The 15499-nt window shown below is 35.7% G+C and carries 13 protein-coding genes and 1 tRNA gene; 5 read left to right on the forward strand and 9 right to left on the reverse strand.

The genetic code is table 11. The features are described from left to right. Positions 1-329 precede the first annotated feature (329 nt). Together Q763_RS12445 and Q763_RS12450 are read right to left on the reverse strand one after the other, a co-directional pair. Entirely contained in the window at positions 330-956 is a 627-nt protein-coding gene (locus Q763_RS12445) for a response regulator transcription factor (RefSeq protein WP_035134772.1), read from the reverse strand. Positions 957-967: 11 nt separating this feature from the next. Beyond that, positions 968-2851, reverse strand: a complete 1884-nt coding sequence (locus Q763_RS12450; RefSeq protein ID WP_035134774.1) for a sensor histidine kinase — start codon at positions 2849-2851, stop codon at positions 968-970. A 164-nt stretch (positions 2852-3015) separates the two neighbouring features. On the opposite strand from Q763_RS12450, the gene Q763_RS12455 reads away from it, so the two are divergent. Both Q763_RS12455 and Q763_RS17535 read left to right on the forward strand, forming a co-directional pair. Continuing rightward, positions 3016-4839, forward strand: coding sequence for a hypothetical protein (locus Q763_RS12455; RefSeq protein ID WP_035134776.1), 1824 nt, complete (start codon positions 3016-3018; stop codon positions 4837-4839). A 10-nt stretch (positions 4840-4849) separates the two neighbouring features. Beyond that, the gene (locus tag Q763_RS17535; RefSeq protein WP_052123432.1) at positions 4850-6490 is read left to right on the forward strand and encodes an FKBP-type peptidyl-prolyl cis-trans isomerase; all 1641 of its coding nucleotides are present in this window, start codon (positions 4850-4852) and stop codon (positions 6488-6490) included. 41 nt (positions 6491-6531) lie between these two features. On the opposite strand, the gene Q763_RS12465 is transcribed toward Q763_RS17535, so the two are convergent. Then, a complete protein-coding gene (locus Q763_RS12465; protein WP_035134777.1) occupies positions 6532-7197 on the reverse strand; it encodes a hypothetical protein in 666 nt (221 codons plus the stop codon). Positions 7198-7396: 199 nt separating this feature from the next. Between Q763_RS12465 and Q763_RS17965 the strand changes: the two genes are divergently transcribed. Next, entirely contained in the window at positions 7397-7582 is a 186-nt protein-coding gene (locus Q763_RS17965) for a hypothetical protein (RefSeq protein ID WP_035134779.1), read from the forward strand. A 156-nt stretch (positions 7583-7738) separates the two neighbouring features. Here the strand turns inward: Q763_RS17965 and Q763_RS12475 are convergent. Continuing rightward, positions 7739-7822, reverse strand: a tRNA-Tyr gene (locus tag Q763_RS12475). 273 nt (positions 7823-8095) lie between these two features. On the opposite strand from Q763_RS12475, the gene Q763_RS12480 reads away from it, so the two are divergent. Together Q763_RS12480 and Q763_RS12485 are read left to right on the forward strand one after the other, a co-directional pair. Beyond that, positions 8096-8977 carry a cation diffusion facilitator family transporter gene (locus tag Q763_RS12480; protein WP_035134781.1) on the forward strand — a complete coding sequence of 294 codons (882 nt, stop codon included), beginning with the start codon at positions 8096-8098 and terminating at the stop codon, positions 8975-8977. A gap of 86 nt (positions 8978-9063) precedes the next feature. Then, entirely contained in the window at positions 9064-9735 is a 672-nt protein-coding gene (locus Q763_RS12485) for a hypothetical protein (RefSeq protein ID WP_035134783.1), read from the forward strand. A gap of 92 nt (positions 9736-9827) precedes the next feature. On the opposite strand, the gene Q763_RS12490 is transcribed toward Q763_RS12485, so the two are convergent. From Q763_RS12490 to Q763_RS12510, 5 genes are all read right to left on the reverse strand, one after another. Beyond that, positions 9828-10535 carry a DUF4369 domain-containing protein gene (locus Q763_RS12490; RefSeq protein WP_035134784.1) on the reverse strand — a complete coding sequence of 236 codons (708 nt, stop codon included), beginning with the start codon at positions 10533-10535 and terminating at the stop codon, positions 9828-9830. A gap of 112 nt (positions 10536-10647) precedes the next feature. Next, a complete protein-coding gene (locus Q763_RS12495; RefSeq protein ID WP_035134786.1) occupies positions 10648-11805 on the reverse strand; it encodes a TlpA disulfide reductase family protein in 1158 nt (385 codons plus the stop codon). 112 nt (positions 11806-11917) lie between these two features. Next, a complete protein-coding gene (locus Q763_RS12500; protein WP_035134788.1) occupies positions 11918-13066 on the reverse strand; it encodes a TlpA disulfide reductase family protein in 1149 nt (382 codons plus the stop codon). 80 nt (positions 13067-13146) lie between these two features. Next, positions 13147-14565, reverse strand: a complete 1419-nt coding sequence (locus Q763_RS12505; RefSeq protein ID WP_035134790.1) for an MBL fold metallo-hydrolase — start codon at positions 14563-14565, stop codon at positions 13147-13149. 12 nt (positions 14566-14577) lie between these two features. Further along, a complete protein-coding gene (locus tag Q763_RS12510; RefSeq protein WP_035134792.1) occupies positions 14578-15378 on the reverse strand; it encodes a sulfite exporter TauE/SafE family protein in 801 nt (266 codons plus the stop codon). Positions 15379-15499: the final 121 nt, after the last annotated feature.

The following is a 15499-nucleotide window of genomic DNA, read 5'->3' on the forward strand; positions in this document are numbered from 1 at the left end:
TATACGGTTGGTTTTTAATGTTTTATGTTTTGTTTGACTTTTGTATTTAAAAATAAAACAATTTTAGTTTGCCTTTAATTACTGGAATAGCTTGTGTATCAAACAACTTACCGGTACTCATTCATTGTTTGAAAAATATTGATATTCCTATAATAATTAGAAAAAAAATAAGTTAAACAAAGGTTATAATGTAATTAGTAATATAAGTTTCACTCTTAAAATGTAAATATCATGAGACAAAGCAAAACTCTACCTGTTAAAGATTTAACTTCATTATTTTAGAAATTACAGAAGTACCTTTAGGAGAGTGTTGCCAGTAAAAAACTAATTTACAGGTTGTTTTCATAAGCATAGGAGATAAGTTCTTTAAGAGAATTTAGTTTTAGTTTTTTTAAAATATTCTTTCTGTGTGTATCAACTGTAAACTGACTGATATTAAGTTCTTCTGCAGTAGCTTTTGAGGTAAATCCTTTTTTAATATATAGAATAATTTCCCGTTCCCGTTTACTGAGCAGAAAGGCATATGATCCTCCCTCCAAATCAACTTTTGTCTCGGGGTTTATCGGTTTTATAAAAATATCTCTTCCTTCCATAACTTCCCGTATTGATTTTTTAACCAGTGCAGCATCAGTAGTTTTAGGTATATAGCCATTAGCGCCAGAGTTTTTCCCTTCATTAACCACATTTATAGATTCGAACATGGAAATCAGTATAACTTTTATTTGAGGCATTGTTTTTTTTAGATCATAACAAAGCTCAAGCCCGTTAGTACCCCCCATTTGTATGTCAAGCATTATTAAATCTGGCTTATGGTTATTGAGCATATGGTAAAGCTCGGTACTGTTATTACAAATACCAATCACTTCAAAATCATCCTCGTCTGCTAAAATGCGCACCATACCATCGGCAAATAGTTGATGGTCATCTACTATGATTACTTTATAGTTCTCTTTCATATTATTGATTTTTAATTCAAAGGAATTGTGACAATAGTTGTAGTTCCTTTAGTTCCGCTTGATATATGTATTTCTCCATTCCACCGTTTAGCCCTGGCATGTATGTTATTGATACCCATCCCATTACTTTTTAGCTTAGGGTCAAATCCTTTACCGTTATCTTCCATCATAATTTGTACTTGTGATGAATCTGAAAATAACTGTAATGTAGCCTCTGAGGCTTGAGAATGTTTTAGCACATTAGATAATAATTCAAAACAAATGCGTATTATAGGTAGTTTTAAAGCATCGGGTACTATATCTTCTTCACCTGTTGCTATAAACACAAATTGTATTGTACCAATGTTATTGAGTTCATCTATTTTATCCTGAAGGATGTCAAATAATCCCTGTTGTGGTAGTGTCAACTTATTAAAAAAGTACCTCAAATCATTATTAGCCTTTGTTATCATTTTAACTAAGGTTTTGTCGTTAAGGTAGCTATTTGTTATAATTAGTTTTATTGCACTTATAGTAGTACCTAAATCATCGTGAAGATCGCGGGCAATTTGTTCCCGTTCCTGCTCCTGTATTTCAATTTCCCTTGTAAGAGTTAGTTCATCCTGTAAAGCTTTTTCCTGTAAAAGCGTATAATGATTTTGAACGGTTTTTTTGTAACGCCAGGCCAAGATGCAGCCTATACCTATAAACTCTATGCATACTATCCAATAAAAGTAATTAGGATAGGTTACTTTGTAATAATTTAGTATTCCCGCATAGTTTAAAAAATAACCTGCCGGATTAAAATAAAGAAGAACAAAAGCCAAAATGATTCCGGGTACTATTAATTTCTTTCGATGCATTGTTAGAATAATCATAACTGCAGTTAAGAGAATAACAATGAATACAGATATAATTCCTATATACCACATTAAGGGATAGAACCATTGTCCATGATTCAGTTTTTCCATATTGATAAAGTAGTAAACCGAATATACTATACCATAGAGAAGGAATATATTATTAAGCCGGGTTAAAAACTTAATCAGTTTTCCTATGGTATTTTCAGGTTTGATGATGTAAAGTATAATATGATAGTGAATAGCCAAAGCTATTATAGCTATAGGTAATGAATGTAGCCTTTTTAAAATGTAAAAGAGAAACGGATTAGAAATAGTGGGAACCATTAATTCTTCCATCAGCGCCATGACAATGATTAATAGCAGATAAACTCCATATTTAAAAAAGTTTTTTTCACGAAGTACAACACTGATAAAAAAACTGATACTACTAATAAGTAAAAAGCATCCTATAAAAAAGCCGATAGACCAGTAAAAGTTTGTTTCCCAAAATAAATTATTCTCAGGGGTAGTGAAGTCGGTTATGGCATTTTGAGTATGCCTGTAGTTTTCAATTTTTACTAATAATTCTTTGTACTCATAACCTTTTAGTGTTATTTCAGTGGTAGAAAACCGGGTTTTTATTTTTCGTTTTGAGAGTTGTAATCCATAAGCCACGGTATCTGTACTTACCCAACCATCAACAGATTTTTGATAAAATGTTATAGTATCGGCATGGGTATAAAAGCTCCACCAGTAATTTTTTAAATCAGGCTCTGTACTTTTAACATTAAGATGCAGCCACAACGGATGTGGGTTTAAGCCAAGGTTAAGGGTTGTTTCAGGGTTCCAGTGCTTAAACTCATTGTTTTTTAATGCTTTTTCAGCATTAGTTATATCAGGAGTTTTTGTACTGTCAATCCAAAATGTGAGGTATTTGGAAAGATGCTCAGAATTAGGACCATTAACAAACAGGGTGTCAGAATAAATAGCTTTATCCTGAGCCATCATGGGAGTAAGGTAACCTGAAAAGCCCCATAAAACGCCTAGTAATAAGAAAAGAAACTGTTTCCTCATTTATTTTTAATAAGTGTAAACAAATATGCCTTAATATATTCAATATAAAAATACCTAAAACTTGGTATTGTTATGTGTATACTGTTTGGGTTATTTTTGATTAGGCAGAAATTAAAATCTTGTGTATAGAGAGCTAATTATTAAAAATATAAATTTTGAATAGTATGAGAACATTAACTATTGTATTGCTATTCATATTAAATAGTATTACGGTCAATTCACAAATTGTAAATGGCGGATCAGGGCAGGGACTGGTAAGTCTTGTACCAGATAACGGTTTTGAATTTAAAAGCGGATTTAAAAATATAAACCCTGAAGCAAATCTTGGTTTCTGGCGGTTAAGAATATTACCTGAAAGATTATCTACGGGGCTACAGGAAGTCAAGGTAGCTTTTGAATTTTCAATTGATAAGCCCATTAAGATTAGAGGATATAACTCAAGCGGAGGTGAAATACTATATAATCCTTCTGATTTTCAGGTTGTATTTAGTGGGAGCATGGATTTTATAATTGAAGGACAGTATACAGACCCTATTACAGGGAAACAATACACTTTTAAAAACAAGAAATATGTTTCCCAATTAGGAAACAGTACTATTAACGGGGGGCTTTTTACTTATGGGCCCGAAATAGTAACTGCTATAGGGAAATTGAAGATTACTCAGGAGGCCGATCCTCTTGCAGCCTTTTTGAGTAAGTTTAAAGTTCAGGTTACTTCTGTACAGGCAGTATCCAGGAATTTTAGAGGTTTTAAGGAGTTAGATAATAAAATTGGCAAGCTGCTTGAAACAGGAAAAAGAGAAGCCGAGAATAAAGCACAGGCTGATTCGTATTTGCGTCAGGGACATGTACAGTATGGGATAGCCGATTATAAAGGTGCAAAAGAGTTGTATCAAAAAGCTTATGCCTTAAATAAAGATCCAAAGACTTTGGCTCTGATTGAAGATGCCGACAAAGCTATTCTTAACAAAGCTGAGCAGGAACGATTGCAAAAGGAAACCGCAGAGAAACAGACCACACAAAATAATGTTTCCCAAACCTCACCCAAGGCATCAGTTACACAAACAACAACAAAATCTAATAACACAGCGTCTACTTCCTCGTCCAATAAAAATACAGCTTCAAAAAACACTTCAAGTTCCAATAACACTCCAAATTCCAACAGAAAGCAAGAAAGCACCAAAACCTACGAGCAGATGCTGTATGAAAGAGAGGTTTATCAGCGTCAGCAAAAAGAGAAGCTGCAACAGGCTACTAACCCCGGCGGATATTATATGGAAAAAAGTGGCGTGAATGCTTATTTTGATGCTCAAAATGAGCGTGTTAAAAAAGAGTATGCAGAAAAAGAAGCCCGTGAGGAACGGGAATGGCAGGCGCGCAAACGCAGGGAAGAAGCAGAAGAGCGTAGATTACAAAAGGAAAATGAGGAGCGTAGACGTAAAGAGGAAGTTTTTAACAATAAAATGAAAAGTCTCAATTTATTTTTAAAGGAGCACGGTCATTATTCCGGAGCCAGTCTTCCCAATTCATCTACTAATGTCACTAGTGATAAACTATATTATTTTGCCTATTATACTGATCATGGAAGCCATACCCGTATAGAAGATGCAAAACTTCAAATCACCAACGTATTTGTTATAGGTCGTTACCCCGATGGTTCCTGGCCTTTACAAAACGCTATAAAAAGTGAATTAAATAGCCTTATAAATCCTTATTGTGTATATAGAGGTTACTATACTTCTGAACAGGAAGCTATTACTGAAAGAAATGCTTTTGTTACAAAGTTTAAAACAGAAGGTGTTCCGATATCCGAGAAATACTATGCCGGTAAAAATACTGATGTGACTTCCCAAAATACCGATACAAAAGTAGATTACTGGGGTAATCCGGTAAAAAAAACAACTAGCCCTACACCTGCAAAAAAACAAAGTACATCTGCAAAAAAACAAAAACTGGATTATTGGGGCAACCCGGTTAAAAACAAATAAATACTAAGCTATGAATAAAATAGTCATTATTATCTGTTTACTCTGTACCCTTTGTACAGTAAGTGTTAAAGCCCAAAATACTTTAGCTAAACTGGAATATGAAGAAGCAGAACAATGTTATTTAAAAGGAGATTATGCAAATGCAGTAACAAAACTTCAGGTATTAGAAGACAAGGGATTTAAAAACCCAAAAGTGCTTCATTTGAGAATTATGGCAAGAAGCTGTTTTGTTTTAGGTATATCCCGAATAGATTATATACTGTCTGGTTTTTTAATGTTGGAAAAATTAAATAGTGAATGTGATTTTTATTTAAATAATTATGATATTGAAGGGCTTGAAGATAAGTATAAAGAAGTTTTTACTATTAAAAAAGAACTGGCTAAATTTCCGCAAACACAAGCGGCATGGGATGCCAGAGTTGCAGAAATAAAATCGGCAGAAAAATCTAAAAAGAATAAAATAATTCAGGAATTCCTTAACAGTTTTGTTTTGGTGGAAAAAGGCAGCTTTTATAAAAATGCAAAATCACATGGACTGGTATACCGTAAAAACGGATATAAGGATACTACTAATTATCGTCCTGTAAAAACTACTGTTGCTAATAGTTTTTATATATCAAAAGGTGTTATAACCAATGAGTTATACTGGGCATTATATCAAACTCCCGTTTTTTCCTATGTCACGGTATCGCCGGAGTATAGAAATAAGGGGGACAATGATCCCATGTTCGGGCACCCTGTATTAGGCACATTAACTAAAAACATGGAACCGGCTTATCCTGGTGATTTGAATGTAAATTACCCCAAGATGAAAGCATTTATAGAAAAAATCAATGCAGTAACAGGAAAAAGTTTTCGTTTACCAAGTGACGATGAATGGGAATATGCTATGCGTGGCGGGCAAAAACAACGGCTGGTGGAAACAAAATATGTTATAGGAGGAAATAAGCGAAAGGGGTTTAAATACCGCTATGTTTATACTTATAAAGACAGGGTTCAGTTTGCTGAACCAAACGAACTGGGTATGGTTTTTTATAAGTTAAGCAGCCCTGGTGATAAAGGAGTATCCCAGTCAGAAATGACAGCAGATAAGGTTTATAAAGGTTGTCCGCCCTCATCACAGTCAATAGTAGGTCGTGGTATGGCACATGGGCGCACCTATCTTATTGAAGAGTTATGGAGGTACACACCTAAAGAAGGAGGGTATAACCCCGAGAAGGATAGTAAAGAATTTCGTTTGGTAATGGACATTGATAAGGGGAGTATGTTAGGGAACCATTCTGAAACCGAATCAATACCTGATAGTGATGGATATATACATACTAAAACGGGCTTAAAATACAGAGTGACAAAAAAAGTCAATTTTGGAGATAACGTTAAGGAAAACAGTACATATGCTATACATTATACATGCAAACTGAGTGATGGTAAAGTTATTGATGATTCCTATAAGGGTGAGCCACCCCTGTTTACAATAACCAAAGGAAGCCTGATTCCGGGTTTTTATGAAGGGGTTAAATTATTAAAACCAGGTGAAAAGGGAACTTTTGTTATCCCTCCTGATTTGGCTTATGGTACAAAAGGGAATGGTATTATACCACCGGATGAAACTCTCGTTTTTGAAATAGAAGTGCTTTCTCTTGTAAAATGAAATTGTAAGTACCTTACATTAGTTTTAGAAGTATAGTATTATCAAAAATCTCTTTTCAACGATTTATTTAATCTTTCTATATATTCTTTTCTTTCAATTAACTGACTGATTTCAGCCTCAAATGTTTTAGTTTTACTCAAATTGGGAAATGCTAGTTTTTTTTTAGCAATTGAATTTGAAATCAAAAGATTGAAGTAATTGTAAGTTAAAATCACTTTTTGTAAAACATCAGTTTCAACAGATTTAAAGCCAATTTTTTCTGCTGTTCTTTCATTTATAATGTAGCTTGTTCCGTGAATTTTAATTTGGTTATCGTTTTTATGCTCTTCTATGAAAGACAATAAGCCTTCTAAATACTGCTGGATTATGAAATCTGTCCTTTGTTTGCCATTCATTTTTCTGTCAATTACAAAGTAGTAATCAAATAAGGTTCCGCCGTGAATTTTAACCACACCGTTTCTTGGTTTTTCGGTTAGGAATAAGGACGAATAATAATTAATTCTTCCACTTTTCTTTAGTGATGGTATGTCGAAGAAAGGAGAGACTATTGATAAGGTTATTGCAAATATTAAAAACCCAATTAGGTATATACCTGAATATATTGATATAATGATTGAAAAAACTATAATTGTAATAGATAGGGTAGCTATTACTGCTAGAATTCTGTTTTTCTCATTATTACTTTTATTGTAAAACCTGTGATTCAATTTTCTTTGATGTATTTTTTAGTATTGCAGACAGTCCTATACTTAGGTTTAAAAGACAAGAGTAGTCCCTTTCCCAGCTTATTACAAATATATAAAAAGGATATATCCTTAGTTAAAATCAGTATTAGAAATAGTAGAATTTATTGAATCTTAAAGGTGTTCCACACCGTATCAACTTACTTGCCTTACTGTATCAGTTATGAAGCGAGGAAAGATCAGTATAGAACCTAACCAGAGCAAGGATGAAATGTATTTCAAAGCAAATGGATTTGCTGTCCTTGTGGCGCTTTTCAGGAAAAAAGCCATCCCAAAACTGTTCCCTAACATAATTCAACTTTTTATGTTAATAAATGTAGAAGTACAGCGTCTTAAATCAAGTCGATAGCCTATTTTAAATGTTGATATATAGGTGTTTATGTGTAATTCTGTGGCGAAATTTTCAGCACTGAATTTTGTCACAAAACTTTTATAACCTTTTATAAATTCTAATGAAGTGCAGTAAATAAAAAAAGCCTGCAAAAAATTGCAGGCTTTTAATTATTGGTGGGGAGAGCAGGATTCGAACCTGCGAAGGTTTCCCAACGGATTTACAGTCCGTCCTCGTTGGCCGCTTGAGTATCTCCCCATGCCGTTTTAGACATGCATTATTGTTTTAATGCGGTGCAAATATAGTACTGTTTTCTTACTAAACAAACATATTTTAGGGTATTTTAAAAACTATTTTTTAAATGTCTGGAAGCTAAATAAATAAAAATTCACTTTTTGTATTTTGGGTATTATCTTTAAATTAAAAAGTGTTAATGGCTTTATATATTAGTCTTGGTGTAGTATTTTTGTGCTGTGAAAATAAGGCAACAATACTGCTTTTAATCTGCAAAAACTTTACTCCCCCATAACAATGTTAGAAACCAATATAGATAAAGCAATAAAGGCCAGTTATTTTAGTATTATAGGCAACACATTGTTAGCGTTGCTTAAAGGTGTGGCGGGCTTTTTTGGTAATTCGTATGCGCTTATTGCCGATGCAATAGAGTCGACTACCGATATATTCTCGTCAATACTGGTACTGTTTGGGATTAAATATTCCACACGACCGGCAGATGAGAACCATCCTTACGGACACGGAAGGGCAGAGGCACTTATCACCTTTATCGTAGTGGGTTTTTTAATTACCGCAGCTACTGTTATTGCTTATGAGAGTATAGTGAACATACAAACACCACATGATTTGCCCAAAAGCTGGACACTAATTGTACTGGGAGCTATTATCATTTGGAAAGAAATATCATTTAGGCTGGTGCTTAAAAAGAGTAAGGAAACCAACAGTTCGGCACTTAAGGCCGATGCCTGGCACCATCGTAGTGATGCTATAACATCGGTAGCCGCATTTTTAGGGATTTCTATTGCTCTTTTTTGCGGAAAGGGGTATGAGTCGGCAGATGACTGGGCTGCGCTGTTTGCTTCGGGTTTTATTATTTACAACAGCTATCTTATTTTCCGCCCGGCACTGGGCGAGATAATGGACGAGCATTTGTATGACGATGTGGTTGAGAATATAAGGGAAGCATCGGTTAAAGTAAAAGGTATATTAGGTACAGAAAAATGTTTTGTAAGGAAAACAGGGATGGTATATCACATAGAACTTCATGCCATTGTAAACGCCAATATAACCGTTAAGGAAGGACACAGGCTGGCACATGAACTGGAAGATTACCTGCGTAAGCAAATCACCGGAGTAGGGCGTGTACTGATACACATTGAACCCGACGATTACAGCTGATTTACAGAACAGAAACTAAAGGGATGTAAAACAACGTTATAGAAATATAGCGTTGTTTTTTTTATTTTTATACAAATCCAAAAACCATGAAACCAGCCTTGCTTATTTTGTTTTTAGGGCTTAGCCTTATTTCCTGTAAAGATAACTATAGGCAGGCTAGGCAACCTGTTACCTCTTATGATACGCTTGATGTGCCTAAAGATGTCACTGCCGAATGTATTGAAAAATCTAAGGGGTATTTTAAGGCTTATGGCTGTATGGTTTCGTCATACTATAGGGTTATAGATGCAAAACCTATGGATGTAAATAACGATGCTTTGACAGATACCCTTGTTATAATTTCTCCGTCATCCTTAAACCCGGATTATCCCGGATTTGATTATTGCGGGCAAGATAACCGTAAGCTTGTTATACTGCTTAATGTTGATGGGAAATCAAGCAGGGTAGGGCGTGTGTATGATAATGTGATATGTAACGAAGTAAGCCGTGCCTGGGGTGGCTATGATACATTTGATAAGAAAGCCGACAATATGGTTTTATGTCACGATGCAGGGCAGGGATGTAAGTTTGAATATAAAATATACACTTCGCTGGTGCAACAGGAGTTTTATATAGACAGTATTTATTATTACTCTAAATGCCCGGGAGACGATTTGCTAAACGGAAATCAATATACTTTAAAGTATGAGGAAAGAGTACCTTTAGAGTATTATAAAAGGACTTTGACAAATTCAATACATAAAGTTAAAGGAATATAAAATCCCCGCTATAGCAGGGATTTTTATTCATGTTTTTATATAGAGAATTACTCCGCTAAAAGCTCTTTTGTTCTTAGTTCCGGCAACTTCCTTTATTCCATATTTTTAATTAGTTCGCCTAGTCTTTTACCTTTTTCGGTTTCTTTTACTTTATGACTTAACGTTTGATAAACTTTATTTATTGAGGTAAAGCTTTTGTTTTTTGTATAACGATAATAGGAGGTAAATGCTAAAAGGGATACTTCAGAGTCAGGGTGCTCTTTAATGAAATCAATATACTTGCTGCAGTTTTTTTTGTAAAAATCATCAAATATATTTTCAAGTCTTTTTACATTAACGGTATCTTTTTCCTTAACCGCTTTCATATAATCATCATTATAAATATTATATATTTTGGAATATTGGTTATTGAATTCTTTATCAAGCTGTAAGTACTTATAAAATGCATTATTGTTAAGTGTACCACTAATAACCGAGTTAGAAACGGTATCTTTATCTACTTTAATATCAATAGTGCCTTTTTCAATGTATAAAGCCATAGGGTCTTCCTCTTTTCCTTCAACGTAAAAGAATCCGCTTTTAATACTGTCTGTGGTACCTCTAAAACTGAATTTACCATTTTCTATTGTGGTAGAGTCAACCGTATTTAAGGCTATAATACTTCCGCCATTTTCTTTTAAAACAACATATCTGCCGTTAAAAGCAGGATCTACAGTGCCTGTAATAAGGTATTCATTTTCTTTAAGGTTGTTGCAGCAAACAGCCAGTATAGCTGCGCCAATAAGGAGTAATTTTTTCATAACAGTTTAGTTTGGTAAGATGTAAATATTTGAAAATAAATATACTAATTATTGTGAAACGAAAAAAGCCACACTATAGTGTGGCTTTATATTTTATGTTTTTAGAGAGAAACTATTCGGCTAAAAGCTCTTTTACTTTAGCTTTAAGTTCTTCACCTCTCAGGTTACGGGCAACAATAACACCGTTTTTATCCAGTATTACTGTAGCCGGTATAGATGTAACACCATATTGTACCGCTATTGGTTCGTCCCAACCCTGTAGGTTAGAGATATGTTGCCATGTTAGGTTATCTTTTTCAATAGCACCTTTCCACTTGGCATCGTCTTTATCAAGAGAAACCCCAATAATGTTAAGACCTTTATCATGTAGTTCATTATACATGGCTACTACATTAGGATTTTCTTTACGGCATGGTCCGCACCAGGAAGCCCAAAAATCGATAATGGTAACCTTGCCTTTAGCCTGATTAAGGGAAAGTGTTTTTCCGTTTGGTGTGGCAGCCGAGAAATCAGGAGCAGTTTTACCCACTTCGGTAGCTTCCATAGCTTTTTCATTAGCCAGCATCTGGTTAAGATAAGTCTCTACCTTTTGACCCATTTCGGTTGCTTTTGGAGCCGGACCCATTTTATCGTATATCGGTTTTAAATCTTTTGCTTTTACATCCTGATCTTTTAATATAACAGGGAACAGCTCTGCACATATAAGGCTGTTTGGGTTTTCCTCAATAAATGCGATATAGTTTTTATTGTTCTCTTTAGTAAGTTTTGAGTACTCCTGAATAATCCTGTTTTGTGTTTCAGTATCCCCCTCTGATTTGGCTTTGGAAAAGTTATCCATATGCTCGTTTTTAAAAGCTTCTTCCTTTTCACCTACTTCAATAAGCATTACATTTAGTTTAGCCAGAGCGTTATTATTTAATGTACCACCCACAACTGATTTTGGTATATCTTCGGCATTTACATTTATGGTAATGTTTCCTTTTTCGGCATAAATAGCAATTTGCCCGTCCATCAGTTTTTCTTCAAAATAAATAAGTCGCTGTTCCGGCTTGTCTGCCACGCCATTAAAGGTAAATTTTCCGTTTTTTACTATTGTTGAGTCCAGCTTACTCATAACGTCATCATTGATAGATTTTGCCAGAAAAACTTTTTGTCCGTTAAAATCAGAACTGACTGTCCCAACAATTTTAAACTCGTTTCCAACCAAATCAATGCCCTTAAAAGACATGATAGCCAAAACGGTTAAGGTGATTACAAGAATTTTTTTCATAGTGTAAAGGTTTTGATTTGTTACATAGGTACGCCTAAGTTACTAAATTATATTTATAAAAAAAGGCGCAGGGGATATCTGCGCCTTTTGTATATGTGATATTGTAAATGAATTACTTAGCTAAAAGCTCTTCTACTTTAGCTTTAAGTTCGTCGCCTCTAAGGTCTCTTGCTACAATTACACCGTTAGCATCCAGTACTAAAGTTGCAGGTATGCTGTTTACACCAAATTGTTTTGCAATTGGCTCGTCCCAACCTTTAAGGTTAGAGATGTGTTGCCATGTAAGTTTATCGGCAGCGATAGCCTGTTTCCATTTGTCACCGTCTTCATCAAGAGAAACACCAAGAATGTTTAGGCCTTTACCGTGAAGCTCGTTGTACATAGCCACTACGTTAGGGTTTTCTTTACGGCATGGACCACACCAAGATGCCCATAGGTCGATAATAGTAACTTTACCCATAGCTTCTTTTACAGAAAGCATTTTACCTTCCGGAGTTGGGGCAGCAAAATCAGGAACCTGTTTTCCAACAGAAGTTGCCGATTTAGCAGCGTCAGCCTGTTTTTTCTTCTCCAGGTATTCACTTATTTTTTTACCAAGGTCACTGTCTTTGCTTGATTGTGGCAGTTTATCAAAAATAGCCTTAAGCTCTTCGTAAGTAGCCTCCTGACTTCTTAACAGAGAAGGGAATGCCTGAATAGAGATTTCTGCCGTAGGGTTTTCCTCAATAAAAGCTTTGAATTTAGTATACATCTCGTCAGAGAATGCTTCAAACTGCTCTTCAATTTTCTTTACAGCCTCTGCATCTTGTGACTGAGAAGCTTTTGTGTATTCCTGACTAAGTTCCTGTCCTTTTTTACTTACTTCATTATTCAGCTTGTTGTACTTAGCAAGCACTTCGTTATTAAAGGTACCGGTAACGGTAGAGTTGTAAATTGTATCTTTATTTACATTGATGGTAATGTTACCTTCTTCCGCAAAAAATCGGATAGGTGCATTTTTTTCTTCTCCTTCAATAAAAAGGAAACGCTCCTGAGGAGTTTCCGCCATACCTCTAAAAGTAAATTTACCGTTCTCTACTACAGCCGTATCTAAAGCTACAGGCTGAGCCATACGCTCTTTTGGAGCTTCTTTAAGGAACACCTGTTTACCGTTGTAAATAGTATCTATGGTTCCTGAAACAAGGAACTCATTTTCTTTAAGTGAATCGTTGCACGAAACCGCAAAAGCAGCAACCGATGCAAACAAAAGAAATTTTTTCATGTGGTTTTTATAGTTTTATTTAAGCTGCTAAATTATCTAAAAATATATGTTATACAGCAGCATTAACAATTATTTTATATTTATGAATTACTGCATGAAGAAGCTTGGCTTACAACAGTTTGCACTGCTGTATTTTTAATACCGCCAAAACCTTTCTCTACATTAATCATGTTATGGTAACCTCTTGCTTTCAAAATTGATGCCATTATTACCGAACGGTAACCACCGGCACAGTGAAGGTAAAAGTCGGCCTCAGCAGGTACTTCTGCAAAACGCTCGTTTACAAAATCAAGCGGAATGTTTACGGCTTCAGCTACGTGACCGTTACTAAATTCACCCGGTTTACGTGAATCTACCACTGTGATTGGGTTTTGAGCCAGTCCTTCGGCAAACTCTTCCGGTGAGATAGAGCGGATGCTTTCGGTTTCAAAACCGGCAGCTTTCCATGCTTCAATACCACCTTTTAGGTAGCCTAGTGTGTTATCAAACCCTACACGTGCAAGTCTTGTAATGGTTTCTTCTTCCTTACCTTCTGGAGTAACCAGTAGTATAGGCTGGTTTACATCGCGGATAAGCGCACCTACCCAAGGAGCAAAACCTCCGTGAAGACCAATGAATATAGAGTTAGGGATGTGTTCTTTTACAAAGTCGTTTTCATGCCTTACATCAAGTACTATGGCACCGGTGCTGTTTGCTGTAGCTTCCAGTTCGTTTGCTGTAAGTGGTGTAGCACCTTTTTTTATAATGTTGTCAAGGCTGTCGTACCCTTTAATGTTCATTAAAACATTTTGAGGGAAGTAGGCAGGAGGAGCTCCCAGTCCGTCAAGTAATTCGACGGTAAATTCCTCTTTAGTCATATCTGCCCTTAGGGCATAGTTGGTTTTCTTTTGGTTACCTAATGTATCGGTAGTTTCCTTGCTCATGTTTTTTCCGCAGGCACTTCCGGCACCGTGGCTAGGGTATACTATAAGCTCATCAGGCAATACCATTATCTTATTACGAAGCGAATCGAACAGGTGAGAGGCAAGTACCTCCTGTGTAAGTTCACTGGTAAGAGCCTGTGCAAGATCAGGTCTTCCTACATCGCCAATAAATAAGGTATCTCCTGTAATAATACCGTGCATGTTATTGTTTTCGTCTAACAGCAGGTAGCAGGTACTTTCTAAAGTATGCCCCGGGGTGTATATAGCCCTAATAGTATAGTTACCTACTTTAAACTCCTGATTGTCTTCGGCAATAATAGCGTTAAACTCGGGAGCAGCTGTTGGTCCATATACAATTTCGGCTCCTGTTTTTTTAGCCAGATCCAAATGACCCGAAACGAAATCGGCATGGAAATGGGTTTCAAAAATGTACTTTATTTTAGCGTTGTCTTTTGCCGCTTTTTCAATGTAGGGCTGCACTTCCCTTAACGGATCAAAAATGGCAGCTTCGCCATTACTTTCAAGGTAATAGGCTGCCTGTGCAATACAGCCTGTGTATATTTGTTCTATTTTCATATCGTGGTTAGATTAATATCCAAAAACTTCTTTAGAGAGAATAAAGCAGGCCATAATAAGTATAAATACCCCAAAACCTTTTTTTAGCTGTTTCTCGTTTACGTACCTGTGCAGGTAACTGCCCACAAATATACCAAAAATCGAGATGGCAGTAAAAGATAACAGAAACTGCCAGTTTATGGTTGTGTTATGTAAATCGCCTAAAAACCCGGTTAGGGAGTTTACAGCAATGATTAGCAGGGAAGTACCTACTGCTTTTTTCATGCTAAGACCGCCAAAAAATACCAGCATGGGTATAATTAAGAATCCGCCGCCGGCACCTACAAGCCCCATGGTTATACCCGTTAAAATGATATAGGGAAGTATGCGTACATAACTGGTTTTTTCTTTATTGGTGTCAGGTTGTTGTACGGTTTCTTTTTTTGTAAGCATAGAAAGTGCTGCAAGCAGCATTATTATAGCAAATAATGCCATAATAAACGTATCTTTGTGTAAGGTAACGTTCTTAGTATCAAGAATAATTTGCGGTAGGGAAGGTACTATATACCTGCGGGTGCAGTATACGGTTATAAATGACGGAACGGCTATTAGTAATCCCTGTTTTATGGCAACATTGCCTTTTAGGAAATTTTGCACTCCGCCAAAAGCGGCAGTGAAGCCTACAATAAACAGCGAGTAGCCGGTTGCCAAAACCGGATTTATGCCCATTACGTATACTAACAGAGGTACGGTAAGTATAGAGCCGCCACCGCCCATTAACCCTAAAACCAGGCCAATGGCACACGCTCCGGCATAAGCTGTTATTAGTTCCATTTTTTTAGTTAATGCGGCTAAAGATAATATTATAAAAGTGAACTATTTACAACTTAAATAGGGAAAAAAATAGCTGTCATTATAGTGTGTTGATAATTAGTGGTTTATGAGGTTGTAAAGT

Source organism: Flavobacterium beibuense F44-8, from assembly GCF_000769915.1.
GTDB classification, from domain to species: Bacteria; Bacteroidota; Bacteroidia; order Flavobacteriales; family Flavobacteriaceae; genus Flavobacterium; species Flavobacterium beibuense.

Bases quoted from the DNA above. Each gene is read 5' to 3' on its own strand.
- Q763_RS12445 (WP_035134772.1), bottom strand. From the start codon at position 956: ATGAAAGAGAACTATAAAGTAATCATAGTAGATGACCATCAACTATTT.
- Q763_RS12450 (WP_035134774.1), bottom strand. From the start codon at position 2,851: ATGAGGAAACAGTTTCTTTTCTTATTACTAGGCGTTTTATGGGGCTTT.
- Q763_RS12455 (WP_035134776.1), top strand. From the start codon at position 3,016: ATGAGAACATTAACTATTGTATTGCTATTCATATTAAATAGTATTACG.
- Q763_RS17535 (WP_052123432.1), top strand. From the start codon at position 4,850: ATGAATAAAATAGTCATTATTATCTGTTTACTCTGTACCCTTTGTACA.
- Q763_RS17965 (WP_035134779.1), top strand. From the start codon at position 7,397: ATGAAGCGAGGAAAGATCAGTATAGAACCTAACCAGAGCAAGGATGAA.
- Q763_RS12480 (WP_035134781.1), top strand. From the start codon at position 8,096: ATGTTAGAAACCAATATAGATAAAGCAATAAAGGCCAGTTATTTTAGT.
- Q763_RS12485 (WP_035134783.1), top strand. From the start codon at position 9,064: ATGAAACCAGCCTTGCTTATTTTGTTTTTAGGGCTTAGCCTTATTTCC.
- Q763_RS12490 (WP_035134784.1), bottom strand. From the start codon at position 10,535: ATGAAAAAATTACTCCTTATTGGCGCAGCTATACTGGCTGTTTGCTGC.
- Q763_RS12495 (WP_035134786.1), bottom strand. From the start codon at position 11,805: ATGAAAAAAATTCTTGTAATCACCTTAACCGTTTTGGCTATCATGTCT.
- Q763_RS12500 (WP_035134788.1), bottom strand. From the start codon at position 13,066: ATGAAAAAATTTCTTTTGTTTGCATCGGTTGCTGCTTTTGCGGTTTCG.
- Q763_RS12505 (WP_035134790.1), bottom strand. From the start codon at position 14,565: ATGAAAATAGAACAAATATACACAGGCTGTATTGCACAGGCAGCCTAT.
- Q763_RS12510 (WP_035134792.1), bottom strand. From the start codon at position 15,378: ATGGAACTAATAACAGCTTATGCCGGAGCGTGTGCCATTGGCCTGGTT.